This is a genomic window from Streptomyces mutabilis, from assembly GCF_046628145.1.
GTDB classification, from domain to species: Bacteria; Actinomycetota; Actinomycetes; order Streptomycetales; family Streptomycetaceae; genus Streptomyces; species Streptomyces mutabilis.
Genome location: NZ_CP176874.1, coordinates 6,492,715 through 6,515,996, shown reverse-complemented (window position 1 = coordinate 6,515,996; position 23,282 = coordinate 6,492,715). Strand labels below are relative to the sequence as shown.

The following is a 23,282-nucleotide window of genomic DNA, read 5'->3' as shown; positions in this document are numbered from 1 at the left end:
GCCGGGCGGGCGTGTGCACGCCCCCCGTCGCGGCACCGGGCGTGTGCGCGAGTCAGCCCGGCAACACCCGCACTCCTTCCACACGCACCCGGTGCGCCCCTCGGCGCATCCGGGCGTGTTCCCGTCGTCACCCTCATTCCTGGAGTCCCGCGATGGCCACTCCCCTGTCCGACACCCCTCTGTCCCCGCTGCGGACCATTGCCGTCGTCGGCCTAGGCACGATGGGCACCGGCATCGCCGAAGTGCTCGCCCGGGCCGGCCGCGACGTCGTCGGCATCGACATCAGTGAGGCGCAGGCCGCGACGGCCGTCGCCGCGCTGGAGTCCTCCACCGCCCGTTCCGTCGAGCGCGGACGTCTCACCGAGCAGGAGCGCGCCGACGCCCTCGCCCGCGTCCGCACCTCCACCGACCTGCGCGCGGCGGCCGACGCCGATCTGGTGATCGAGGTGGTCCCGGAGTCGTACGAGATCAAGCAGCAGGTCTTCCGGGAGCTGGACGGCATCGTGCGCCCCGAGACGATCCTGGCGACCGGCACGAACGCCCTGTCCGTGACGCGGCTGGCCGCCGACTCGGCCCGCCCGGAGCGGGTGCTGGGTCTGCACTTCTTCAACCCGGCTCCGGCGATGAAGCTGGTGGAGGTCGTCTCCTCCGTGCTGACCGGGCCGGGCGCCGTCACGGCCGTCACCAACCTCGCCCTCGACCTCGGCAAGGAGCCCGTCGCGGTCGGTGACCGGCCCGGATTCGTCGCCGACGGGCTGCTGTTCGGGTACCTGAACCAGGCCGCGGCGATGTACGAGGCGAACTACGCCTCACGCGAGGACATCGACGCCGCGATGCGGCTCGGCTGCGGTCTGCCGATGGGCCCGCTGGCCCTGCTGGACCTGATCGGCGTGGACACCGCGCGCACGGTGCTGGAGGCCATGTACGCCGCCTCCCACGACCGGCTGCACGCTCCCGCGCCGATCCTGCGGCAGCTCAGCGAGGCGGGCCTGACGGGCCGCAAGGCCGGGCGCGGCTTCTACACCTACGAGGCGCCGGGCAGTGCGGTCGTGGTGCCGGACTCCCTGACCCCGGGCGCGGGCGGCACGGAGGTTCCCGGCCGTCCCGTGCGCGCCGTGGGCGTCGCCGGGTCGGGCACGATGGCGTCCGGCATCGCGGAGGTGTTCGCCAAGGCCGGGTACGAGGTGGTGCTCGCCGCCCGCAGCGCGGAGAAGGCCCAGACGGCCAAGGCCCGGATCGGGAAGTCGCTGGCCCGCAGCGTCGACAAGGGCCGGCTGACCGCCGAGGCCGCCGCGCGGACGCTGGACCTGATCACTCCCACGGGCAGCTACGACGACTTCGCCGACGTGGACCTGGCCGTGGAGGCGGTCGCCGAGGACCTGGAGGTCAAGCGGCAGCTGTTCGCGACCCTGGACAAGGTGTGCAAGCCCGGCGCGGTGCTGGCCACCACCACCTCCTCGCTGCCCGTCGTCGCCTGCGCCCGCGCCACCTCGCGCCCGCAGGACGTGATCGGCATGCACTTCTTCAACCCGGCGCCGGCCATGAAGCTGGTCGAGGTGGTCCGCACGGTGCTGACGGCGGACGACGTGCACGCCACCGTCCGGGAGGTCTGCACCAAGGTCAGGAAGCACGCCGTGGACTGCGGCGACCGGGCCGGCTTCATCGTGAACGCGCTGCTGTTCCCGTACCTCAACAACGCCGTGAAGATGGTCCAGGAGCACTACGCGACGCTCGACGACATCGACGCGGCGATGAAGCTCGGCGGCGGCTACCCCATGGGTCCCTTCGAACTGCTGGACGTGGTCGGGCTGGACGTCTCGCTCGCCATCGAGAAGGTCCTGCACCGCGAGTTCCGCGACCCGGGCCTGGCCCCGGCGCCGCTCCTGGAGCACCTGGTGGCCGCGGGCTGCCTCGGCCGCAAGACGGGTCGCGGCTTCCGCGAGTATGCCCGCCGCTGAGGGAGTGGGCGACTGGTTCCGGACCGAGGAGGACTGGGGCGGACTGCTCGATCCGGCCGGGTTCCCCCCGCCCTCCCCGGCCGGGCCTCCCCCGCCCACCACGGGCGGGGGAATCCCCGGTCACGCGCATGATTGCGGGAGCATGCAGTACGTTCATGGCATGTCCCAGCCCGCCAAGTCCTCACGTACACCAGCAACGCCCGACGCGCCGGAGAGCGCGGCCGGCAGCCGAGCCGCCGCCCAGCGGCTCAAAATGCGCCGGGAACTGGCGGCAGCGGCGATGGAGCTGTTCGCGACCAAGGGGTACGAGGCGACCACCGTCGACGAGATCGCGGCCCAGGCCGGGGTCGCCCGCCGCACCTTCTTCCGGCACTTCCGCTCCAAGGAAGAGGCGATCTTCCCGGACCACGACGACACCCTGGTCCGCGCGGAGGCCGTGCTCAACGCGGCGCCCGCGCACGAGCACCCGCTCGACACGGTGTGCCGCGGCATCAAAGAGGTCATGAAGATGTACGCGGCCCGGCCGGAGATCTCGGTCGCCCGCTACAAGCTGACCCGCGAGGTACCCACCTTGCGCGAGGCGGAGATCGCGTCGGTGGCCCGCTACGAGCGCCTGTTCACCCGCTACCTCCTCGGCCACTTCGACGAGCACGCGCACGACGACGACGCCAACGACGACCCGCTGCTGGCGGAGGTCGCCGCCTCGGCCGTGGTCACCGCCCACAACCACGTGCTGCGGCGCTGGCTCAGGGCGGGCGGCCAGGGGGACGTGGAGTCCCAGCTGGACCACGCCTTCGCGATCGTGCGCCGGACGTTCGGCACCGGGATCGGCGCCGGACGCTCCACGGCCTCCGCCGCGCGGCCGGCGGCGTCGTCGGCCTCCGTGCAGGGCGAGGTGCTGGTGACGGTCGCGCGCACCGACGCGCCGCTGCACGAGGTCATGCGCACCATCGAGCAGGCCCTCAAGGAGCGCTGACCGGCGCTCCCCGCTCGTTCCACGCTGTGACAACGGCCACCCACCGGGTGGCCGTTTTTGCACGTCAACGCCCCTTTCCCACCCCTCGTAGACCCCCATTCGATCGATCATCGCTCATCTGAAGCGTAAAGATTTCATCTGAGTGGATTTTCTGGCACTCAGTGCCTTGCGGGGTGACACGCGGTGTCATACGTTGAAGGTGTCCGGGCTGTCCCCGCACCCATCCCCTGCGCGCCCGAACGCCTGCGTCACAGGCACTTTCACACCAACCCTCAGCAGCACCGACGTACCCATCGGCGCCCCTCCCTCAGGGCGCTCATCGCCGGAGGCAACACCGTGACCGTGAAGGACATCCTGGACGCGATCCAGTCGCCCGAATCCACGCCGGCCGACATCGCCGCCCTGCCGATCCCCGAGTCGTACCGCGCGATCACCGTGCACAAGGACGAGACGGAGATGTTCGCGGGCCTGGAGACCCGCGACAAGGACCCGCGCAAGTCGATCCACCTCGACGAGGTGCCGGTGCCCGAGCTGGGCCCGGGCGAGGCCCTGGTGGCCGTCATGGCCTCCTCGGTCAACTACAACTCGGTGTGGACCTCGATCTTCGAGCCGCTGTCCACCTTCGGGTTCCTGGAGCGCTACGGCCGCACCAACGAGCTGGCCAAGCGCCACGACCTCCCGTACCACATCATCGGCTCCGACCTCGCGGGCGTCGTCCTGCGCACCGGCCCGGGCGTCAACGCCTGGCAGCCCGGCGACGAGGTCGTCGCGCACTGCCTCTCCGTCGAACTGGAGTCGTCCGACGGCCACAACGACACGATGCTCGACCCCGAGCAGCGGATCTGGGGCTTCGAGACCAACTTCGGCGGCCTCGCCGAGATCGCGCTGGTGAAGTCCAACCAGCTGATGCCGAAGCCGGACCACCTCAGCTGGGAGGAGGCCGCCGCCCCCGGCCTGGTCAACTCCACCGCGTACCGGCAGCTGGTCTCCCGCAACGGCGCCGGCATGAAGCAGGGCGACAACGTCCTCATCTGGGGCGCGAGCGGTGGCCTCGGCTCCTACGCCACCCAGTTCGCGCTGGCCGGCGGCGCCAACCCGATCTGCGTCGTCTCCTCGCCGCAGAAGGCGGAGATCTGCCGCTCGATGGGCGCCGAGGCGATCATCGACCGCAACGCCGAGGGCTACAGGTTCTGGAAGGACGAGCAGACCCAGGACCCCAAGGAGTGGAAGCGCTTCGGCAAGCGCATCCGCGAACTCACCGGCGGCGAGGACATCGACATCGTCTTCGAGCACCCCGGCCGCGAGACCTTCGGCGCCTCCGTCTTCGTCACCCGCAAGGGCGGCACCATCACCACCTGCGCCTCGACCTCGGGCTACATGCACGAGTACGACAACCGCTACCTGTGGATGTCCCTGAAGCGCATCATCGGCTCCCACTTCGCCAACTACCGCGAGGCGTGGGAGGCCAACCGCCTGATCGCCAAGGGCAAGATCCACCCCACCCTCTCCAAGGTGTACTCCCTGGAGGACACCGGCCAGGCCGCCCACGACGTCCACCGCAACGCCCACCAGGGCAAGGTCGGCGTGCTCTGCATGGCCCCCGAGGAGGGACTGGGCGTGCGCGACCACGAGAAGCGCGCCAAGCACCTCGACGCCATCAACCGCTTCCGGAACATCTGAGGACGGTCGTAGATGACTGAGCGTCAGAAGGACCGGCCGTGGCTCATGCGCACCTACGCCGGTCACTCCACGGCCGAGGCGTCCAACGAGCTGTACCGGCGCAACCTCGCCAAGGGCCAGACCGGTCTGTCGGTCGCCTTCGACCTGCCGACCCAGACCGGCTACGACTCCGACCACATCCTCGCCCGCGGCGAGGTGGGCCGGGTCGGCGTGCCGGTCGCGCACCTCGGTGACATGCGCCGGCTGTTCCAGGACATCCCCCTGGAGCAGATGAACACCTCGATGACCATCAACGCCACGGCCATGTGGCTGCTGGCGCTCTACCAGGTCGTCGCCGAGGAGCAGGGCGCGGACATCACCCGGCTCAGCGGCACGACCCAGAACGACATCGTCAAGGAGTACCTGTCCCGCGGGACGCACGTCTTCCCGCCGGGCCCCTCGCTCCGCCTGACGACGGACATGATCGCGTACACGGTCTCCCACCTCCCGAAGTGGAACCCGATCAACATCTGCAGCTACCACCTGCAGGAGGCGGGCGCCACACCGGTGCAGGAGATCGCGTACGCGATGTCCACCGCGATCGCCGTCCTCGACGCCGTGCGCGACAGCGGCCAGGTGCCCGAGGAGCGCATGGGCGACGTGGTCGGCCGTATCTCCTTCTTCGTGAACGCGGGCGTCCGCTTCGTCGAGGAGATGTGCAAGATGCGGGCCTTCGGGCAGATCTGGGACCGCATCACACGCGAGCGGTACGGCATCGAGAACCCCAAGCACCGCCGTTTCCGCTACGGCGTCCAGGTCAACTCCCTCGGGCTGACCGAGGCGCAGCCGGAGAACAACGTCCAGCGGATCGTGCTGGAGATGCTGGCGGTCACCCTCTCCAAGGACGCCCGCGCGCGTGCCGTGCAGCTCCCGGCCTGGAACGAGGCGCTGGGCCTGCCCCGGCCCTGGGACCAGCAGTGGTCGCTGCGCATCCAGCAGGTGCTGGCGTACGAGAGCGACCTGCTGGAGTACGGCGACCTCTTCGAGGGCTCGAAGGTGGTCGAGGCGAAGGTGGCCGAGCTGGTCGAGGAGGCGTTCGCGGAGATCGAGCGCATCCAGGAGATGGGCGGCGCGATGGCGGCCGTCGAGTCCGGCTACCTCAAGTCGCAGCTGGTCGCCTCGCACGCCGAGCGCCGGGCCCGGATCGAGTCCGGCGAGGAGAAGATCATCGGTGTCAACGCCTTCGAGGGCACCGAGCCCAACCCGCTGACCGCCGACCTGGACACCGCCATCCAGACGGTGGACCCGGCGGTGGAGGCCCGTGTCATCGCCTCGCTCCAGCAATGGCGGGACACCCGGTACCAGCCGCCCTTCAACCACCCGCGCCCCTGCAAGGCGCTGGAGAAGCTGAAGGAGGCCGCCAAGGGCACCGACAACCTCATGGAGGCCACCCTGGAGTGCGCCCGCGCCGGCGTCACGACCGGCGAGTGGGCGGGGGCGCTGCGCGAGGTGTTCGGCGAGTTCCGCGCGCCCACGGGGGTGTCGTCGGCGCCGGTCGCGGTCGCCGCCGAGGAGGGCTCCGCCCTCTCCGAGGTACGCCGGAAGGTGGATCTGACGGCGAAGGACCTCGGCGTCGGCAAGCTGCGCTTCCTGGTCGGCAAGCCCGGCCTGGACGGTCACTCCAACGGCGCCGAGCAGATCGCCGTGCGGGCCCGCGACGCCGGGTTCGAGGTGGTCTACCAGGGCATCCGGCTCACCCCGGAGCAGATCGTGGACGCCGCCCTCGCCGAGGACGTGCACGCGGTGGGCCTGTCCATCCTCTCCGGCTCGCACGCCCAGCTCGTCCCGGACGTGCTGGAACGACTCCGTGTGGCCGGTGCCACAGACATCCCGGTGATCGCCGGTGGCATCATCCCGAACGGTGACGCCGAAGAACTGCGGGCCGCGGGAGTGGCCGCGGTCTTCACCCCGAAGGATTTCGACATCACCGGCATCATCGGCCGGATCGTCGACGAGATCCGGAACGCGAACAAGCTCGACCCCCTGGAGGTCCCCGCATGACGACCGTCGACCGCCTTCGCCCCCGCCGCTCCTGCCTGGCGGTCCCGGGAAGCAACCCGCGTTTCCTGGAGAAGGCCCAGGGCCTCCCCGCGGACCAGGTCTTCCTGGACCTGGAGGACGCCTGCGCGCCGCTCGCCAAGCCGGAGGCGCGGCACACCATCGTGAAGTTCCTCAACGAGGGCGACTGGACCGGCAAGACCCGCGTCGTGCGCGTCAACGACTGGACCACCGAGTGGACGTACCGCGACGTCGTCACGGTCGTCGAGGGCGCCGGCCAGAACCTCGACTGCATCATGCTGCCGAAGGTCCAGGACGCCCAGCAGATCGTCGCCCTCGACCTCCTGCTCACCCAGATCGAGAAGACGATGGGCTTCGAGGTCGGCCGGATCGGCATCGAGGCGCAGATCGAGAACGCGCAGGGCCTGAACAACGTCAACGAGATCGCGCAGGCCAGCCCGCGCGTGGAGACCATCATCTTCGGCCCGGCCGACTTCATGGCGTCCATCAACATGAAGTCCCTGGTCGTGGGCGAGCAGCCGCCCGGCTACCCGGCGGACGCCTACCACTACATCCTGATGAAGATCCTGATGGCCGCCCGCGCCAACAACCTCCAGGCGATCGACGGCCCCTACCTCCAGATCCGCAACGTCGACGGCTACCGCGAGGTCGCCCGGCGCGCCGCCGCGCTCGGCTTCGACGGCAAGTGGGTGCTGCACCCGGGCCAGGTCGAGGCGTCCAACGAGATCTTCTCGCCCTCCCAGGAGGACTACGACCACGCCGAGCTGATCCTGGACGCGTACGACTACTACACGTCCGAGGCGGGCGGCAAGAAGGGCTCCGCGATGCTCGGCGACGAGATGATCGACGAGGCCAGCCGCAAGATGGCGCTGGTGATCTCCGGCAAGGGACGTGCGGCCGGGATGCGGCGCACCAGCAAGTTCGAGATCCCGGAGGGCTGAGGGCGATGCAGTTCGGACGCACCTACGAGGAGTTCGAGGTCGGGGCGGTCTACAAGCACTGGCCCGGGAAGACGGTCACCGAGTACGACGACCACCTCTTCTGTCTCCTCACCATGAACCACCACCCGCTCCACATGGACACGAACTACGCCGAGAAGACGACGGACTTCGGCAAGAACGTGGTGGTCGGCAACTACGTCTACTCGCTCCTGCTCGGCATGTCGGTCCCCGACATCTCCGGCAAGGCGATCGCCAACCTGGAGATCGAGTCGCTCAAGCACGTGGCGCCGACCTTCCACGGCGACACGATCTACGGCCAGACGACCGTGCTCGACAAGTGGCCGTCGAAGTCGAAGAACGACCGCGGCATCGTGCACGTCGAGACCAAGGGCTACAAGCAGGACGGCACGCTGGTCTGCGTCTTCCGCCGCAAGGTGATGGTGCCCACCGAGACGTACATCAAGGAGCGCGGCGGCGAGCAGCCCGGCCGGCCCGAGCTGAAGGAACAGGGGAAGTAGATGAGCCGCCTCGCCCAGACCCACGGCCTCACGGACGTCCAGCGGGAGATCCTCTCCACCGTCCGCGACTTCGTGGACAAGGAGATCATCCCGGTCGCCACCGAGCTGGAGCACCGGGACGAGTACCCGCAGGACATCGTCGACGGGCTGAAGGAGCTCGGCCTGTTCGGCCTGATGATCCCGGAGGAGTACGGGGGCCTGGGCGAGTCGCTCCTCACCTACGCGCTGTGCGTGGAGGAGATCGCCCGGGGCTGGATGTCGGTGTCCGGCATCATCAACACGCACTTCATCGTGGCGTACATGCTCAAGCAGCACGGCACGCAGGAGCAGAAGGACCACTTCCTCCCCCGTATGGCCGCCGGGGACATCCGGGGCGCCTTCTCGATGTCCGAGCCCGCGCTCGGCTCGGACGTGTCGGCGATCTCCTCGAAGGCGGTGAAGGACGGCGAGGAGTACGTCCTGAACGGCCAGAAGATGTGGCTGACGAACGGCGGTACGTCGTCCCTGGTGGCCGTTCTGGTGAAAAGTGACGAGGGTCACCCCGAGGGCACGGCCCCGCACAAGTCGATGACGACCTTCCTGGTGGAGAAGGAGCCCGGCTTCGGCGAGGTCCGCCCCGGCCTGACCATCCCCGGCAAGATCGACAAGATGGGCTACAAGGGCGTCGACACGACCGAGCTCATCATGGACGGCCTGCGCGTTCCGGCCGACCGGGTGCTCGGCGGGGTCACCGGCCGAGGTTTTTACCAAATGATGGACGGCGTCGAGGTGGGCCGCGTCAATGTGGCGGCCCGTGGCTGCGGCGTCGCTCAGCGTGCCTTCGAGCTCGGTGTCCGGTACGCCCAGCAGCGTCACACTTTCGGCAAGCAGATCGCCCAGCATCAGGCCATTCAGTTCAAGCTCGCGGAGATGGCTACCAAGGTCGAGGCGGCGCATGCGATGATGGTGAACGCTGCACGCAAAAAGGACTCGGGCGAACGAAACGACCTGGAAGCGGGGATGGCCAAGTACCTCGCTTCCGAGTATTGCAAGGAGGTCGTGGAGGACGCCTTCCGGATCCACGGCGGGTACGGCTTCTCCAAGGAGTACGAGATCGAGCGCCTCTACCGCGAGGCTCCGATGCTCCTGATCGGTGAAGGCACCGCCGAGATCCAGAAAATGATCATCGGCCGCCGACTGCTCGAAGAGTATCGATTCCAGGGTTAGATGTCCGGATACGGGGTGTTTTCTTGGAGAACAAGGTCACACCCCGTAGGCATTGTTCGGCCGCCGACTCGGCTTCCTGGCTTACCCAGTTGCGGCAGGAAGCCGCTACGATCGCCGGAAAGCCGCCGTCCCCCGTCATAGCGCGGCATCATCCGCTACGAAGGTCATCCATGCCCCACAGCCAAACCTCTGCATCTCGCGACAGCCTGGCCGGCGTACGCCTCGCGCGCGGAGCATCGCCGTGGCTTCTGCCGACCGTCGCCACCGCAGCCGTCAGTCTGGTCCGTGCCCGCCGCTCGGGCGTGGCCAAGGCCGTCGCCGTCCCCGCCACCGCGCTCGCGGCGGGAATGCTGTGGTTCTTCCGCGACCCCGAGCGCGAGATCACCCAGGGCCGGGTCGTCTCGCCCGCCGACGGAGTGGTGCAGAGCATCATGCCGTGGAAGGACGGCCGCACCCGCGTCGCCATCTTCATGAGCCCGCTCAACGTCCACGTGAACCGCGCGCCGCTGTCCGGCACCGTCACGTCGGTCGAGCACGTGCCCGGCGGCTTCGTTCCCGCTTTCAACAAGGAGAGCGAGAACAACGAGCGGGTCGTGTGGCACTTCGACACCGAGCTGGGCGACATCGAGATGATCCAGATCGCCGGCGCGGTGGCCCGCCGCATCGTCCCCTACGTGCCGCAGGGCACCAAGGTCGAGCAGGGCGAGAGGGTCGGCCTGATCCGTTTCGGCTCGCGCGTCGACCTGTACCTGCCGGAGGGCGTCGAGGTGGATGTCGAGGTGGGTCAGAAGACGGTGGCTGGGGTGACTCGAATTGACCGTGATTGATCCACAGACCCAGGCAGGGTGGGTGCCCGAGGCCGACGAGGTGGACGAAGAGGAGGAGATGCCGCTCTCGCTCCGCCTGTCGATAGCGGACACCCTCACCCTCGGCAACGCCACGTGCGGCTTCATGGCGGTGTACTTCACCACCACCGGCATCCTGATCCCGCACCTCATGGGCAGCGAAGAGTCCGGCATGGCCCGCCACAGCGCGGCCACGGCGGTCATCCTGATGCTGTGCGCCGCGATCTTCGACCTGTTCGACGGCCTGGTGGCCCGCAAGCTGCGCTCGTCCCCCATGGGCGCGGAGCTGGACAACCTGTCCGACCTGATCAGCTTCGGCCTGGCCCCGGCGTACTTCGTCCTCGTCTACGGCATGGTCGCGGACGACGCCTACCAGCGGGTGGCGGCGGTGGGGGCGATCGTGGTCCTGCTGGCGGTGGTGCTGCGGCTTGCCCGGTTCTCCTGCGTCACCGTCAAGGACGGCACCTTCCAGGGCATGCCGTCCCCCTTCGGGGCGCTGACGGTGGTCTCGATCGTGCTGCTGGAGCTGCCCTTCGTGGCGACGCTGCTGGCGATCATCGGCACCGCCTGGCTGATGGTGAGCCGGGTCGAGTACCCGAAGCCGCGGGGACGCCTCGCGGTGGCGATGCTGTCGTGGATCGTCCTGTCGATGGGGCTGCTGGCCGCGTGGGCCTTCGACGCGCCGAGCGGGCAGCTGCTGCTGCAGACGGGGTGTGCGCTGCAGCTGGTGATGGGGGCGGTGATCCCGCTGTTCGCCACGGCTCGCCGGGTGAACAACTTCAGGGACAACCGGCGGGAGGCGCGGGCGGCCCAGTTGCCGTAGCGCTCCGCTGAGAAGGGCCCCGGACCCGGGTCGGGTTCGGGGCCCTTGCTGTTTGTGCGCGTCCGGTACAGGCCCGGATCGGTTGAGACAGAGGTGAGGTATCCAGCCCGTCCGGCGTTCGAGGACGAGGCCCGTTCAGGGCCGATGCGGGGGTCCGGGGGCGGCAGCCCCCCGGGTCGGGAACGGGAAGGGGCGGCGGGGCGGGACTCCCCTACGCCAGGAAGTCCCGCCCGATGCGCTCCGCGACCCGCTCCAGGATCGGCCCCGCATCCGCGATGCACTTCGCCACGTCCGGCTCCACGTCCGTCAGCGGATACGCCCGCCGGATCCCGGCCCGCCCCAGCGCCTCCGGCGCCAGCGCCAGCCGCCCGCACACCGCGACGACCTCCTTGCCCGCCGCCCGCGCCGCCGACGCCACGCCCGCCGGTGCCTTGCCGTGCAGCGTCTGCTCGTCCAGCGAGCCCTCCCCCGTGATCACGAGGTCCGCCCGCTCCAGCGCCGGCGCGAAGCCGAGCACGTCCAGCATCACCTCGATGCCGGGCCGGAACCGCGCGCCCAGCAGCATCGCGCCGAACCCGATGCCGCCCGCGGCACCCGCACCCGGCGAGGCCGCGTACTCGGCGGCCCGAGCGCCCACGGTCTCCGTTCCCTCCAGCACCTTCGCGAAGTGCGCGAGCGCCGCGTCGAGGGTCTCCACGTCCTGCGGCGAGGCACCCTTCTGCGGGCCGTACACGGCGGGCGCGCCCTTCGGCCCGGTCAGCGGATTGTCGACGTCGCTCGCGAGCACCAGCTCGACGTCCGTCAGCCGCGGGTCCAGACCCGACAGGTCGGCCGACGCCACGTCGGCGAGGCCGCCACCGCCCGGGGCGACCGGCTCCCCGTTCCCGTCCAGGAACCGTGCGCCCAGCGCGGACAGCATCCCGGCACCGCCGTCGGTGGTGGCGCTGCCGCCGACCCCGAAGACGATCGTCCGCGCCCCCGCGTCCAGCGCGGCCCGCAGCAGCTCGCCGGAGCCGTACGTGGACGACGTCAGCGGCGCCAGGACGCCCTCCGGGAGCCGCTGGAGGCCACTGGCCTCGGCCATCTCCACCACCGCGGTGCCGTCGCGCAGCGCGAACGCCGCCGTCACCTCGTCGCCGAGGGGACCTGCGACCCGGACCTCCCGGCGCTCGAACCCGGCCGCGACCGCCGCGGCCACGGTGCCGTCACCGCCGTCGGCGACGGGCAGCGCCTCCACCGCGAGGTCCGGCACGACACGGCGCAGTCCGGCGGTCACCCGCTCGGCGACCTCGACGGCCGTCAGCGACCCCTTGAACTTGTCCGCGGCGACGAGCACCCTGCGGGCCCCGTCCACTGCAGCGTCAGCCACCTTGCTCTCCCCTTGCTCTCCGAGCCTTGCGCACGTCAAGGCAGTCGCGCCGCTGCGACCTTAACCGGAGGACGCCCACGCCGTCATGCCCCTGCCCGCACCGTGGAACGGGAGGGGCCGGGCCGGGCCCTCGTTACGCTTTCGCAATGACCACTGCTGACTACGCCGCCTACATCGCCGGGCTCCCCCGTGTCCTCGCCGGTGCCGCCGCCGTCTTCCGGGATGCCGAGGGGCGGGTGCTGCTCGTCGAGCCCAACTACCGCGAGGGCTGGACGCTGCCCGGCGGAACGATCGAATCGGAGGACGGGGAGACACCCCGGCAGGGCGCGCGGCGCGAGACCGCCGAGGAGATCGGGCTGGACGTCCGGCTCGGCCGGCTGCTCGTCGTGGACTGGTCGCACGGGGCGGGCCGGCCGCCGATCGTGGCGTACCTGTACGACGGCGGGGTCCTCGGCGAGGACGACCTCAAGGCGATCCGGTTGCAGGAGGAGGAGCTGCTGTCCTGGCGCCTGGTGCCCCGCGAGGAGCTGGGCGACCATCTGATCGGTGCCCTGCACGGCCGGGTCCTGGCCGCGCTGGACGTTCTGGCGGAGGGGGCCGGCACCGCCGAGCTGGAGAACGGCCGCCGGGTCGACGTGTGACGGCGCGCCCCGAGCCGGAACAAACCGCTCGCCCGCCGGCCCCGGGCGCCCTACCCTCGACCGCATGACCGGCAAGCCCCTCGTCGCCGTCCTCAGTGGCGCCGGCGTCTCGACCGACTCCGGCATACCCGACTACCGCGGGCCGGCCGGGCTGTGGCGGAGCGACCCGGAGGCCGAGAAGCTCGTCACGTACGAGTACTACATGGGCGATCCGGAGATCCGGCGCTGCTCCTGGCGGATGCGGCGGGACACCGGGGTGCTGCGGGCGGAGCCGAACGCCGCGCACCGCGCGGTGGCCGGGCTGGAGCGGTCCGGGGTGCCGGTGCGGGTGATCACGCAGAACGTGGACGGACTGCACCAGCTCGCCGGTCTCCCCGCCCGCAAGGTCCTCGAACTGCACGGCACCGCACGCAGCTACGTGTGCACGGACTGCCACGTCCGGGGGCCGATGGAGGACGCGCTCGCCCGGATCGAGGCCGGCGAGGACGATCCGCCGTGCCCGGAGTGCGGCGGCATCCTGAAGCCGGCGACCGTGATGTTCGGCGAGCGCCTCGACCCGGTCGTGCTCGGTGACGCGCTCGCGATCGCCAAGGCGTGCCAGGTCTTCATCGCCGTCGGCACCAGCCTCCAGGTCCAGCCCGCCGCCGGACTGGCCGGCGTGGCCGCCGACCACGGCGCCCGCCTGATCGTCGTCAACGCCGAGCCGACGCCGTACGACGATCTCGCGGACGAGGTCGTCCGGGAGCCGATCGGCACCGCCCTGCCCGCGCTGCTGCGCGGGCTCGGCTGAGGCACGGCGGGCCGGGGGCGCGGGCGACCGTCGCGGAGTACGGGCAGCGCCCCCTCCGGCCGGGCGGGGGCCGGTCCCCCGCTGCTTCTAGAAGAGCGTCGGACCCGCCGGCCCCCGCTCGAAGTCCAGCAGCCGCTGCTTGCGCTCCAGGCCGCCGCCGTAGCCGGTCAGGCCGCCGCTCGCGCCGATGACGCGGTGGCAGGGGACGATGATGCCGATCGGGTTGCGGCCGTTGGCCAGGCCCACGGCGCGGGAGGCGGCCGGTTTGCCGAGGGCGTCGGCGAGTTGGCCGTAGGTTCGGGTCTCGCCGTAGGGGATCCTGCGGAGCTGGTCCCAGACCGTGCGCTGGAACGGGGTGCCGTTCAGGCGCAGGTCGAGGGTGAAGTCCTTCAGTTCGCCGGCGAAGTACGCCGCCAGTTGCTCCTCCGCCCGGGCGAAGGGGCCGTCGTCGGGCGTGCCGAAGGTCTCCTCCGGCGGGCGGTGGCGCTGGTCGGTCATGTAGAGGCCGCACAGGACGCCGTCCTCGGCGACGAGGGTGAGGGCGCCGTAGGGGCTGTCGATCCCGGTGTGCTGTTTCACGTCGGTTCCTCGCACGGAGTCATACGGGCAGGAAGTTGATCGGGTGGCTGTCGGTCGCCCACAGGTACTGGACGGCGTACGCCCGCCAGGGCCGCCAGGTGGCCGCGCGGGCGGTGAGCGCCGCCGGGGTCGAGGGCAGGCCCAGTTCGGCGGCGGCGCGGCGGATGCCGAGGTCGGTGGGGAGGAAGGCGTCGGGGTCGCCGAGGGCGCGCATGGCGATGACGTCGGCGGTCCAGGGGCCGAAGCCGGGGAGGGCGAGGAGCCGGGCGCGGGTCTCGGCCCAGTCGCACTCGACACCCAGGTTGAGCGAGCCGTCGGCCAGGCGGGAGACGAGGGTCGTGAAGGTCGTGCGGCGGGTGCGGGGCATGGCCAGCGTCTCGGGGTCCACCGAGGCCAGCGCCGCCGCGGACGGGAAGAGGTGGGTCAGGCCGCCCTCGGGATCGTCGACCGGGTCGCCGTGCGCCGCGACCAGGCGGGCGGCGTGGGTGCGGGCGGCGGCGGTGGAGACCTGCTGGCCGAGCACGGCCCGTACGGCGAACTCCGCCTCGTCGACCGTGCGCGGAACGCGCCGGCCGGGGGCCTTGTCGACGAGCGGCGCCAGCAGCGGGTCGGCGCGCAGCTGGTCGTCGACGGCCGCCGGGTCGGCGTCCAGGTCGAGCAGGCGCCGGCAGCGGCTGATGGCGACGGTCAGGTCGCGCAGGTCGCTCAGGGTGAGGCGGCAGGCGATGTGGTCGGGCTTCGGGGTGAGGGACACGATGCCGTGACCGTAGGGGAGGCGCAGAGTGCGCCGGTACGCGCCGTCCCGCCACTCCTCCACGCCGGGTACGGCGGTGGCGGCGAGGTGGCCGAAGAGGTTGTCGGGGTTGAGGGGGGCGCGGAAGGGGAGGCGGAGGGACAGGGTGCCGGGCGCGTTGCCCGTGGGCCGGTCCTCGGGGGCGCGGGCGCGCAGTTCGCTCGGGGAGAGCGCGTAGACCTCGCGGACCGTGTCGTTGAAGGTGCGGATGGAGGAGAAGCCGGCCGCGAAGGCGATGTCCGCCATCGGAAGCGGGGTGGTCTCGATGAGCAGCCGGGCGGTCTGGGCGCGTTGCGCGCGGGCGAGGGCGAGCGGGCCAGCGCCCAGTTCGGCGAGGAGCTGGCGTTCCACCTGCCGGGTGCTGTAGCCGAGCCGGGCGGCGAGGCCGGGCACGCCCTCGCGGTCCACGACGCCGTCGGCGATCAGGCGCATCGCGCGGGCGGTGAGGTCGGCGCGGCGGTTCCACTCCGGGGAGCCGGGGCTGGTGTCCGGGCGGCAGCGCTTGCACGCCCGGAACCCCGCCTGCTGGCAGGCCGCCGCGCTCGGGTAGAAGGTCATGTTCGCGGGCTTGGGCGGCACCACCGGGCAGCTGGGCCGGCAGTAGATGCGGGTCGTGACGACGGCCGTGAAGAACCAGCCGTCGAACCGCGCGTCCTTCGACTGCACGGCGCGCACGCAGCGCTCGGTGTCGGTGTGCATTCCCGTCTGCATGCGTCCAGGATGGCCCGCCGGCCCGGCTGGGGCTGGCGGGAATCCGACATGGACGTCACGCTTGCTGGGCTTCTCCGGATCGCCTCGGTCGCCACGCCGACTCGCGCAGCAGCCGCAGCCCGTTGAGGCCGACCAGCACGGTCGATCCCTCGTGGCCGGCGACGCCGAGCGGCAGCGGGAGGTGTCCGATCAGGTCCCACAGGACGAGGACGGTGATGAACGTACCGGCGATGACCAGGTTCTGGAGGACCAGCCTGCGGGCGCGCCGGGACAGGTCCACGACGGCGGGTACGGCGGCCAGTTCATCGCGCACCACGACCGCGTCCGCCGTCTCCAGGGCGAGGTCGGAGCCTGCCCGGCCCATGGCGACGCCGGCGTGCGCGGCGGCGAGGGCGGGCGCGTCGTTGACGCCGTCGCCGACGAAGAGCACCTTGCGGCCGGCCCGCTCCAGTTCCCGTACGGCCTCGACCTTGCCCTCGGGGAGCAGGTCGGCGCGGACGTCGGTGATGCCGGTCGCCGTGGCCACGCGGGCGGCGGCGGGTGCGTTGTCGCCGGTGAGGAGGGCGGGGGCGGTGCCGGTGAGGGCGGTGAGCCCGGCGGCGGCCCCGGCGGCGTCGGCGCGCAGGCGGTCAGTGAGGGCGAGAGTGCCGACGGGGGTGCCGTCCCGGGTGACCTGGACGGTGGTCTCGGCGCCCTCGGGGGTCTCGGCGCGGCCGACGTGCACCTCGTGGCCGTCGACGACCGCCCTGACGCCGCGGCCCGGGGTCGCCGCGAAGTCCTGCGCGGGTGCGATACGCAGTTCCCGGGCGCGGGCGGCGGACACGATCGCACGGGCGAGGGGGTGTTCGCTGGGGTGCTCGGCCGCTGCGGCGAGCGCGAGGAGGGCGTCCTCGTCGAGGCCGCTGCCCGGCAGCGGGCGTACGGCGGTGACCTCGGGGGTGCCCTCGGTGAGGGTGCCGGTCTTGTCGAGGGCGACGCTGTCGATCTCGCCGAGGCGTTCCATGGCGACCGCCGACTTCACCAGGACGCCGTGGCGCCCGGCGTTGGCGATGGCGGAGAGCAGGGGCGGCATCGTCGCGAGGACGACCGCGCAGGGCGAGGCGACGATCATGAAGGTCATGGCGCGCAGCAGGGCGTCGGTGAGGTCGGCGCCGAAGGCGAGCGGGATACCGAAGACCGCGAGGGTGGCGACCACCACGCCGACGGCGTAGCGCTGCTCGATCTTCTCGATGAACAGCTGTGTCGGCGCCTTGGTGCGGGACGCCTCCTCGACGAGGGTCACGATGCGGGCGATCACCGAGTCGGCGGGGTCGCGGTCGACGCGTACGCGCAGGGAACCGGTGCCGTTGAGGGTGCCCGCGAAGACGTCGTCGCCGGGGCGCTTGAGGACGGGGACGGACTCGCCGGTGATGGTGGCCTGGTCGACCTCGCCCTCGCCGCCGAGGACCGTGCCGTCGGCGCCGATCCGCTCCCCGGGCCGGACCAGGAGGACGTCGCCGACGGCGAGGTCGGCGGTGGGCACGGTCTCCTCGCGGTCACCGGTCACGCGGGTGGCGGTGGTGGGCGCGAGGTCGAGCAGGCCGCGCACGGAGTCGGCGGTGCGGGCGGTGGCCAGGGCCTCCAGGGCGCCGGAGGTGGCGAAGATGACGATCAGCAGGGCGCCGTCGAGGACCTGTCCGATGGACGCCGCGCCGAGCGCCGCGACGATCATCAGCAGGTCGACGTCCAGGGTCTTCTCGCGCAGCGCCCGCAGGCCTTCCAGGGCCGGTTCCCAGCCGCCGGCGGCGTAGGCGAGGACGTACAGCGGGCCGTACGTCCAGGCGGGGGCGCCGCCGAGGTCGAGGGGCAGCGCGAGCAGGAACGCGACGAGCGAGACGAGCGCCCAGCGGGCCTCGGGCAGGGCGAGGACGCGGGTGCGGCGGCGGGGCGCCCGGCTGACGGGCGCGGGGACGGGGGTCGGGCAAGCGTGGTGGACACGCGGCACACCATACAGGAACAGATGAAGACTCGTTCATGTGTTCATCCGAGGTGAGTAGGATGAGCGCATGGGTCACGGAGCCGCCACCACCGCGCAGGACGCCGCCGCACGCGTGCGGCTGGACGCGGACAACGTCGCCAACGTCGCCACCACGCTCCAGGCCCTGTCGACGCCCTCCCGGCTGCTGATCCTGGCCCGCCTGCGCGAAGGCCCGCTGCCGGCCACCGAGTTGGCGGCGGAGGTCGGCATGGAGCAGTCGGCCTGCTCGCACCAGCTGCGGCTGCTGCGCAACCTGGGCCTCGTGGTGGGTGAGCGGCGCGGCCGTTCGGTGGTGTACGCGCTCCACGACCACCATGTCGCCGAGCTGCTCGACCAGGCCGTCTACCACGTGGAGCACCTGCGGCTGGGGATCAGCGACGCGGCGGAGTGAGCAGCTCCCGCATGGTCTCGGCGGCGCGCACGGCGGCGTCGGCGCAGCAGTTGTTGAAGAGCACGTGCAGCTCGTCCGCCAGGTCGGCGGCCCGCCGCAGCCGGGGCACCCGGGCGGCCAGTTCGGCGACGGAGTAGTCGTGGCGGAAGCGGTCCTCCTTGCTGCCCCTCCCCCACGCCCGGCTGCGCCCGTGGAAGCGGACGACGGCGAGCGAAGGCCGGGTGACCGGCGTGACGGGCGGCAGGGCGCCGGGCACGTCCTGGGCCATGTCGGTGCCGACGGCCGAGGCGCCCAGCGCGGACAGCAGGGCGTGGGTCGCGTCCGCCCGTTCCGCCGCCCACCACCCGGGGTGCCGGAACTCCACGGCGATCGGCCGGCCCTCCGTACGCCGGGCGCACGCTTCGAGCACCTCCTCGGCCCGGGAACCCGGTGCGAACCAGGGCGGGAACTGGAACAGCACGGTGCCGAGCCGGCCGGCCTTCCGCAGCGGCTCGACCGCCTCGGCGAAACGCCCCCACACCTCGTCCAGCAGGCCGTCGCTCGCCTGCCCGCGCCGCAGCCGGTCCGGGTCGGCACCGCGCAGGTCGGCGGGGAGCGCCTCCGGCCGTGTCGGGTGGCCGGTCAGCAGGGAGAACGCCTTGACGTCGAAGCGGAAGCCCTCGGGCGTGCGCTCCAGCCACAGTTCGCTGTTGCGCCGGCTCGGCAACGCGTAGTACCCCGCGTCCACTTCGACGACGGGCAGCCGCGAGGCGTAGTGCCGCAGCCGCCCCTCGGCGTCCCGTCGTCCGCGCGGGTACCAGCCGCTCGCGACCAGTTGCCGGTCCGTCCAGGAACACGCTCCGACCAGTACGTCACCCATGGGAGCCCGGGTTGCCCCGGACTCCCCGTTCATCCCCGGCTATTCGGTCGCCGTGGGCCGCCGCGAGGCCGCCGTCGCCTCCTTCACGTCCGTCAGCGGGCGCAGCCGGTAGGTGTAGGAATAGTCCCGGTCGGCGAAGAGCTTGAATTCGTCGTGGGTGTGCGCGCCCCAGCTGTTGTCGCCGCCGACACCCATCTGGCGGTGGCTCAGGCGCAGGACGACCGCGTCCCTCGGGGTGAGCTGGTAGTCGTGCCGTACCCCGCCGGACAGGTCCTCCGGGGTGAAGTGCGAGGCGTTGACCTCCAGCAGCGGCTCACCGGAGGCGAGCAGACCGACGCCGCGGGAGTCGGTGAGGGCGACCCAGCGGACGTCGGTCTTGTTGCCGTTCTCCTGCGGGCGGATGTACGGCGTCCACTGCCCGGCGACGGTCCCGGAGTGGAGGCCCACGTCGGTCCCGGTGTTGCGGTCCCAGTGGTTCTCCTCGGGACCTCGGCCGTACCAGTGCATCCGGTCCAGGCCGCGCGGCAGGAACAGCATCGTCCCGACCTCGGGGATGTAGGGCAGGTTCGCGGCACCGGGGTGCAGGGTGTTGTCGACCTTGATCTCGCCGTTGCCGAACACCGTGTACGTGGTGGAGTACGCCGACTCCACGGTGGTGGGCAATGTGCCGGTGACCTTGATCTCGACGGCCCGGTCGGCCAGGGCCCGCACGGTGACGTCCGTGACCTCGCGGCGGGCGCCCGCGTCGCGCCAGGTCTGGTTGCGGGTGTGCTGGCCGTTGCCGTGGTCGTTGTCGGTGGGGGCCCGCCAGAAGTTGGGCACGGGGCCGGAGGTGATCAGCCGCCGGCCGTTCACCTCGTACGAGGTGATGGTGCCGGTGCGCTTGTCGACGGTGACCGAGAAGTCGCGGCCGTCGACCTCGACCTCCTCCTCGCCGTCGCGGTGACGCAGGGACGGCACCCGGTCCAGGGGCACGGGGGTCACGGCCGGGACGCCCGCGTCGAGGGCGAGCTGCTGCCGGGCGACCTCGAATCCCGCCTTCGCCCAGGGGGTGTCGTCCTTGGTGGTGAAGGACAGCTCCAGGAAGTACTCGGTGCCCGGTGCCGGGTCGTCCGGCAGCCGTACGGGCACGGTGATGTCCTTGCGGGACAGCGGCTCCACGTCCAGCTGGTCGCGGGTGAGCCGCCCGCGCCGTACGGCCCTGCCGTCGGCGACGAGTTCCCAGTGGCCGTCGAACTCGCGGAGGTTGGTGAACAGGTACTCGTTGACAAGGGTGACCGCGCCCGCGCCGCCGGACCGCCGCTCGACGCCCACCGCCTGGTAGACGCGCTTGATCTCGGCGGCCTTGCCGGTGTGGCCGCGGTCGGCGAGGACGATGCCGTCGGCGACGAAGTTGCCGTCGTTGGGGTTGTCGCCCCAGTCGCCGCCGTACGCGAAGAAGGTCTTCTCCTTCGTCCGCTTCTTCTCCGCCTTCACGGTCGCCGCGTCGAACCAGAACCGCACGCCGTCGTCGCCGGGTCCCCGGTCGTCCCGGGCCAGCTCGCCGGCGGCCAGCGCGCGGGCGTAGACGCGCGCCCGGCGGATGACGCCGCTGAACTCGCGGACCTGGTTGTCCGAGTCGGTGGCCAGGGACAGGGAGGCCGTGTTGCCGGTGGGCCGCCGGTCGGTGGTGCGGGTCGCCCGGCGCTCGCCGTCGACGTACAGGGTGAGGGTGCCGGCGTCCGCGTCGAAGACGCCCGCGATGTGGTGTTCGCGGCCGGTCCAGTCCTCGGGCACGGTCCAGGTGGCGGTGATCCACTGGCCGCCGGAGTGGATGAAGAACTCCAGGGTGCGGTTGTTCTGCTTCAGGGCGTACTGGGTGTCGCCCTTGGCGATGATCGGCTGGTGGTAGCCGGTGAAGTGCGGGGTGACCCAGGCCTCCAGGGTCAGTGAGCCGGTGAGGTCCAGGCCCTCGTCGCGGGCGAAGACCGTGCCGCCGGACAGCCCCTTGCCGCGCTCGAAGGTGCCGGACGCGGCGAGGATCTCGCCGCGCAGTCCGGCGGGCCCCTCCTCGGTCAGCAGGGTGCGCCGCGGGACCGGCCAGGTGAGCGACTGGTCGACGAAGTCCCAGATCCAGCCGCCCTGGAGCACGTCGTAGCGGCGGATCAGGTCCCAGTACTTCTTGAAGTTGCCGTTGGAGTTCCCCATCGCGTGGGAGTACTCGATCATCACGTACGGCCGGGTGTCCGAGGTGTCCTTCGCCCGCTGCTCGACGCGCTGCGGGGTGTCGTACATCTCGGAGCGGATGTCGCTGACGCCGGGCCGGTCGTCACCCTCGTACTGGATGACGCGGGTGGGGTCGTAGGAGCGGATCCAGTCGTGCATGGCGGTGAAGGTGGAGCCGCCGCCCGCCTCGTTGCCGAGCGACCAGATGACGACCGAGGCGTGGTTCTTGTCCCGGTGGACCATGTTCTGGGCGCGGACCACGCATGCCTTCGTCCACTCGGGGTGGTCGCCGGGGTACTCGTCGCGGATGCCGTGGGTCTCCAGGTTGGTCTCGTCGACGAGGTAGAGGCCGTACTCGTCGGCGAGTTCGTACCACAGCGTGTTGTTCGGGTAGTGCGAGGTGCGGACGCTGTTCATGTTCATCCGCTTGATGATCTGGATGTCCTCGATCATGTCCTCGCGGGTGAGCGCCATGCCGCGGTCGGGGTGCATCTCGTGCCGGTTGGTGCCGCGGAAGGAGACGGGCTTGCCGTTGATCCGCATCAGCCCGTCCTTGAGGGCGAACTCGCGGATGCCGACCCGGTGGGACAGCGTCTCGACGACCTTGCCCGCCGGGTCGCGCAGGCGCAGTACGGCCGTGTAGAGGTACGGGTGCTCGGCGGACCACAGCCGGGGCTTCGGCACCGCCTTCGCCGCCCGTACGGTGACGTCCTGGCCGGCGCCCACCGTCCCGAGGTCGGCGGACTGCTCCAGCGGCCGGGACCAGACGGCGTGGCCGCGGGCGTCGTACAGCTGGGTCTCGACGGTGTAGCGGCCGACGTCCTTCACCGCGCCGCCGTACGCGCGCACGCTCGCGGTGACCGCCAGCTCGGCGGCCGTGTACGCGTCGCTGAGCGGGGTGTCCAGCTTGAAGTCGCGCAGGTGCACGGCCGGGGTGGAGAACAGGTGGACCGAGCGGAAGATGCCGCTCAGCCGGATCATGTCCTGGTCCTCCAGCCAGTCGCCGTCGGCGTAGCGGTAGACCTCCACGGCGATCTGGTTGGTGCCGGGCCTCAGGTGGTCGGTGATGTCGTACTCGGACGGGGTGAAGGAGTCCTCGTCGTAGCCGACCAGTTCGCCGTTGATCCACACGTAGTGGGCGGACTTGACGCCCTCGAAGTGGAGGAAGGTGCGGCGGCCGTCCCAGTCGCGGGGGACGGTGAAGGTGCGCCGGTACTGGCCGACCGGGTTGTAGCGGGTGGGCGCGGCGGGCGGCTGCGGGTCCTCGCCACGGCCGTTGGGGCCCCAGTACGGGTAGGTGATGTTGAGGTAGATCGGGAAGTCGTGGCCGTGCAGCTGCCACACGGACGGCACCGGGACGGTCTCCCAGTCGCCGTCGTCCAGGTCCGTGCGGTGGAAGTCGGCGTCCCGGTCCTCGGGCCGGTCGGCGTAGGCGAACTTCCACTTGCCGTCGAGGCTGAGCCGGTACGGCGAGCGGGTGCGGTCCCCGGCGAGGGCCTGTCTCACGTCCGCGTACGGCGTGAGGGTGGTGTGCGGCGGCTCGGTACCGACCCGGAAGACGCCGAAGTCGTTCCACTCCGGGGTCGCTTCGGCCGCGGGCCGGCGGCCGGTCGCCTGCACCACGAGGGGCGACGAGGACGACAGGGCGAGCGCGCCGAGGACGGCGGCGCCGCCCTCCAGAAGACGGCGGCGGCTGACGAGCGGACGGGGACGGGGGGCCGGGAGTCCGGCGGGTGACACGGGCGAGTGCGGCATGACCGTGGCCTTCCGTGGGCTTCGGGGGCGGCTCAACGCACGGTGCTGTGAGAGCAGTTGACGTGGGGGTGGAGCACAACTGCCGGTGACGCGGCGACTACTGAGTCAGGCACACCCTAGGACCCGAACACAACCGAATCAATTACCCCGTCTGACTTTGTTGGTTC

At 71.4% G+C, this 23,282-nt stretch carries 17 protein-coding genes and 1 pseudogene; 12 read left to right on the top strand and 6 right to left on the bottom strand.

Annotated elements, in window-relative coordinates:
• Nucleotides 1–152: 152 nt before the first annotated feature.
• The 9 genes from ACLIN4_RS29175 to pssA all read left to right on the top strand — a co-directional run bounded on the left by ACLIN4_RS29175 (nt 153) and on the right by pssA (nt 11,005).
• Nucleotides 153–1,958 (top strand): 3-hydroxyacyl-CoA dehydrogenase family protein, encoded by a 1,806-nt coding sequence (locus ACLIN4_RS29175; protein ID WP_289907478.1) that lies wholly within the window; start codon nt 153–155, stop codon nt 1,956–1,958.
• A 160-nt stretch (nt 1,959–2,118) separates the two neighbouring features.
• Complete coding sequence (locus ACLIN4_RS29170) at nt 2,119–2,934, top strand: TetR family transcriptional regulator (RefSeq protein ID WP_100045528.1); 816 nt, start codon at nt 2,119–2,121, stop codon at nt 2,932–2,934.
• Nucleotides 2,935–3,276: 342 nt separating this feature from the next.
• On the top strand, nt 3,277–4,614 hold the full coding sequence (gene ccrA / locus ACLIN4_RS29165) for a crotonyl-CoA carboxylase/reductase (RefSeq protein ID WP_179342538.1): 1,338 nt from the start codon (nt 3,277–3,279) through the stop codon (nt 4,612–4,614).
• Nucleotides 4,615–4,626: 12 nt separating this feature from the next.
• The gene (locus tag ACLIN4_RS29160; RefSeq protein WP_290012216.1) at nt 4,627–6,654 is read left to right on the top strand and encodes a protein meaA; all 2,028 of its coding nucleotides are present in this window, start codon (nt 4,627–4,629) and stop codon (nt 6,652–6,654) included.
• A complete protein-coding gene (locus ACLIN4_RS29155) occupies nt 6,651–7,613 on the top strand; it encodes an HpcH/HpaI aldolase/citrate lyase family protein (protein ID WP_290012215.1) in 963 nt (320 codons plus the stop codon). Before ACLIN4_RS29160 ends, ACLIN4_RS29155 begins: the two co-directional genes overlap by 4 nt.
• Nucleotides 7,614–7,618: 5 nt before the next feature.
• Entirely contained in the window at nt 7,619–8,131 is a 513-nt protein-coding gene (locus tag ACLIN4_RS29150; RefSeq protein WP_019328623.1) for a MaoC family dehydratase, read from the top strand.
• Nucleotides 8,132–9,337: an acyl-CoA dehydrogenase family protein gene (locus ACLIN4_RS29145; RefSeq protein WP_100045532.1), complete on the top strand. Its 1,206-nt coding sequence runs from the start codon at nt 8,132–8,134 to the stop codon at nt 9,335–9,337.
• 170 nt (nt 9,338–9,507) lie between these two features.
• Nucleotides 9,508–10,164 carry a phosphatidylserine decarboxylase gene (locus tag ACLIN4_RS29140; RefSeq protein ID WP_043377941.1) on the top strand — a complete coding sequence of 219 codons (657 nt, stop codon included), beginning with the start codon at nt 9,508–9,510 and terminating at the stop codon, nt 10,162–10,164.
• A 22-nt stretch (nt 10,165–10,186) separates the two neighbouring features.
• Complete coding sequence (pssA, locus tag ACLIN4_RS29135; protein WP_019328620.1) at nt 10,187–11,005, top strand: CDP-diacylglycerol--serine O-phosphatidyltransferase; 819 nt, start codon at nt 10,187–10,189, stop codon at nt 11,003–11,005.
• A gap of 211 nt (nt 11,006–11,216) precedes the next feature.
• Here pssA and ACLIN4_RS29130 read toward each other — a convergent pair whose 3' ends face one another.
• A complete protein-coding gene (locus ACLIN4_RS29130; protein ID WP_411576788.1) occupies nt 11,217–12,359 on the bottom strand; it encodes a glycerate kinase in 1,143 nt (380 codons plus the stop codon).
• 161 nt (nt 12,360–12,520) lie between these two features.
• Here ACLIN4_RS29130 and ACLIN4_RS29125 point away from each other — a divergent pair, with 161 nt between their 5' ends.
• Both ACLIN4_RS29125 and ACLIN4_RS29120 read left to right on the top strand, forming a co-directional pair.
• Entirely contained in the window at nt 12,521–13,015 is a 495-nt protein-coding gene (locus ACLIN4_RS29125) for an NUDIX domain-containing protein (protein ID WP_100045534.1), read from the top strand.
• A gap of 64 nt (nt 13,016–13,079) precedes the next feature.
• Complete coding sequence (locus tag ACLIN4_RS29120) at nt 13,080–13,805, top strand: SIR2 family NAD-dependent protein deacylase (protein WP_411576397.1); 726 nt, start codon at nt 13,080–13,082, stop codon at nt 13,803–13,805.
• An 87-nt stretch (nt 13,806–13,892) separates the two neighbouring features.
• Here ACLIN4_RS29120 and ACLIN4_RS29115 read toward each other — a convergent pair whose 3' ends face one another.
• From ACLIN4_RS29115 to ACLIN4_RS29105, 3 genes and pseudogenes are all read right to left on the bottom strand, one after another.
• Nucleotides 13,893–14,384: a methylated-DNA--[protein]-cysteine S-methyltransferase gene (locus ACLIN4_RS29115; RefSeq protein WP_411576396.1), complete on the bottom strand. Its 492-nt coding sequence runs from the start codon at nt 14,382–14,384 to the stop codon at nt 13,893–13,895.
• A gap of 19 nt (nt 14,385–14,403) precedes the next feature.
• On the bottom strand, nt 14,404–15,888 hold the full coding sequence (locus ACLIN4_RS29110) for an AlkA N-terminal domain-containing protein (protein WP_307651855.1): 1,485 nt from the start codon (nt 15,886–15,888) through the stop codon (nt 14,404–14,406).
• 55 nt (nt 15,889–15,943) lie between these two features.
• Nucleotides 15,944–17,877 (bottom strand): annotated as a pseudogene (locus ACLIN4_RS29105) (heavy metal translocating P-type ATPase).
• A gap of 56 nt (nt 17,878–17,933) precedes the next feature.
• Here ACLIN4_RS29105 and ACLIN4_RS29100 point away from each other — a divergent pair.
• Nucleotides 17,934–18,296, top strand: a complete 363-nt coding sequence (locus ACLIN4_RS29100) for an ArsR/SmtB family transcription factor (protein ID WP_043377953.1) — start codon at nt 17,934–17,936, stop codon at nt 18,294–18,296.
• Here ACLIN4_RS29100 and ACLIN4_RS29095 read toward each other — a convergent pair.
• The gene (locus ACLIN4_RS29095; protein ID WP_107478521.1) at nt 18,277–19,155 is read right to left on the bottom strand and encodes a DUF72 domain-containing protein; all 879 of its coding nucleotides are present in this window, start codon (nt 19,153–19,155) and stop codon (nt 18,277–18,279) included. The two genes, ACLIN4_RS29100 and ACLIN4_RS29095, sit on opposite strands and share 20 nt — an antisense overlap.
• Before the next feature lie 39 nt (nt 19,156–19,194).
• Nucleotides 19,195–23,115 carry a glycoside hydrolase family 2 TIM barrel-domain containing protein gene (locus ACLIN4_RS29090; protein WP_411576395.1) on the bottom strand — a complete coding sequence of 1,307 codons (3,921 nt, stop codon included), beginning with the start codon at nt 23,113–23,115 and terminating at the stop codon, nt 19,195–19,197.
• Nucleotides 23,116–23,282: the final 167 nt, after the last annotated feature.

What these genes read in the sequence shown, in the direction of transcription:
- ACLIN4_RS29100 (WP_043377953.1), top strand. Translation starts at nt 17,934, where the DNA reads ATGGGTCACGGAGCCGCCACCACCGCGCAGGACGCCGCCGCACGCGTG.
- ACLIN4_RS29150 (WP_019328623.1), top strand. Translation starts at nt 7,619, where the DNA reads ATGCAGTTCGGACGCACCTACGAGGAGTTCGAGGTCGGGGCGGTCTAC.
- ACLIN4_RS29095 (WP_107478521.1), bottom strand. Translation starts at nt 19,155, where the DNA reads ATGGGTGACGTACTGGTCGGAGCGTGTTCCTGGACGGACCGGCAACTG.
- ACLIN4_RS29140 (WP_043377941.1), top strand. Translation starts at nt 9,508, where the DNA reads ATGCCCCACAGCCAAACCTCTGCATCTCGCGACAGCCTGGCCGGCGTA.
- ACLIN4_RS29175 (WP_289907478.1), top strand. Translation starts at nt 153, where the DNA reads ATGGCCACTCCCCTGTCCGACACCCCTCTGTCCCCGCTGCGGACCATT.
- ACLIN4_RS29090 (WP_411576395.1), bottom strand. Translation starts at nt 23,115, where the DNA reads ATGCCGCACTCGCCCGTGTCACCCGCCGGACTCCCGGCCCCCCGTCCC.
- ACLIN4_RS29155 (WP_290012215.1), top strand. Translation starts at nt 6,651, where the DNA reads ATGACGACCGTCGACCGCCTTCGCCCCCGCCGCTCCTGCCTGGCGGTC.
- ACLIN4_RS29110 (WP_307651855.1), bottom strand. Translation starts at nt 15,888, where the DNA reads ATGCAGACGGGAATGCACACCGACACCGAGCGCTGCGTGCGCGCCGTG.
- ACLIN4_RS29145 (WP_100045532.1), top strand. Translation starts at nt 8,132, where the DNA reads ATGAGCCGCCTCGCCCAGACCCACGGCCTCACGGACGTCCAGCGGGAG.
- ACLIN4_RS29120 (WP_411576397.1), top strand. Translation starts at nt 13,080, where the DNA reads ATGACCGGCAAGCCCCTCGTCGCCGTCCTCAGTGGCGCCGGCGTCTCG.
- ACLIN4_RS29170 (WP_100045528.1), top strand. Translation starts at nt 2,119, where the DNA reads ATGTCCCAGCCCGCCAAGTCCTCACGTACACCAGCAACGCCCGACGCG.
- ACLIN4_RS29160 (WP_290012216.1), top strand. Translation starts at nt 4,627, where the DNA reads ATGACTGAGCGTCAGAAGGACCGGCCGTGGCTCATGCGCACCTACGCC.
- ACLIN4_RS29125 (WP_100045534.1), top strand. Translation starts at nt 12,521, where the DNA reads ATGACCACTGCTGACTACGCCGCCTACATCGCCGGGCTCCCCCGTGTC.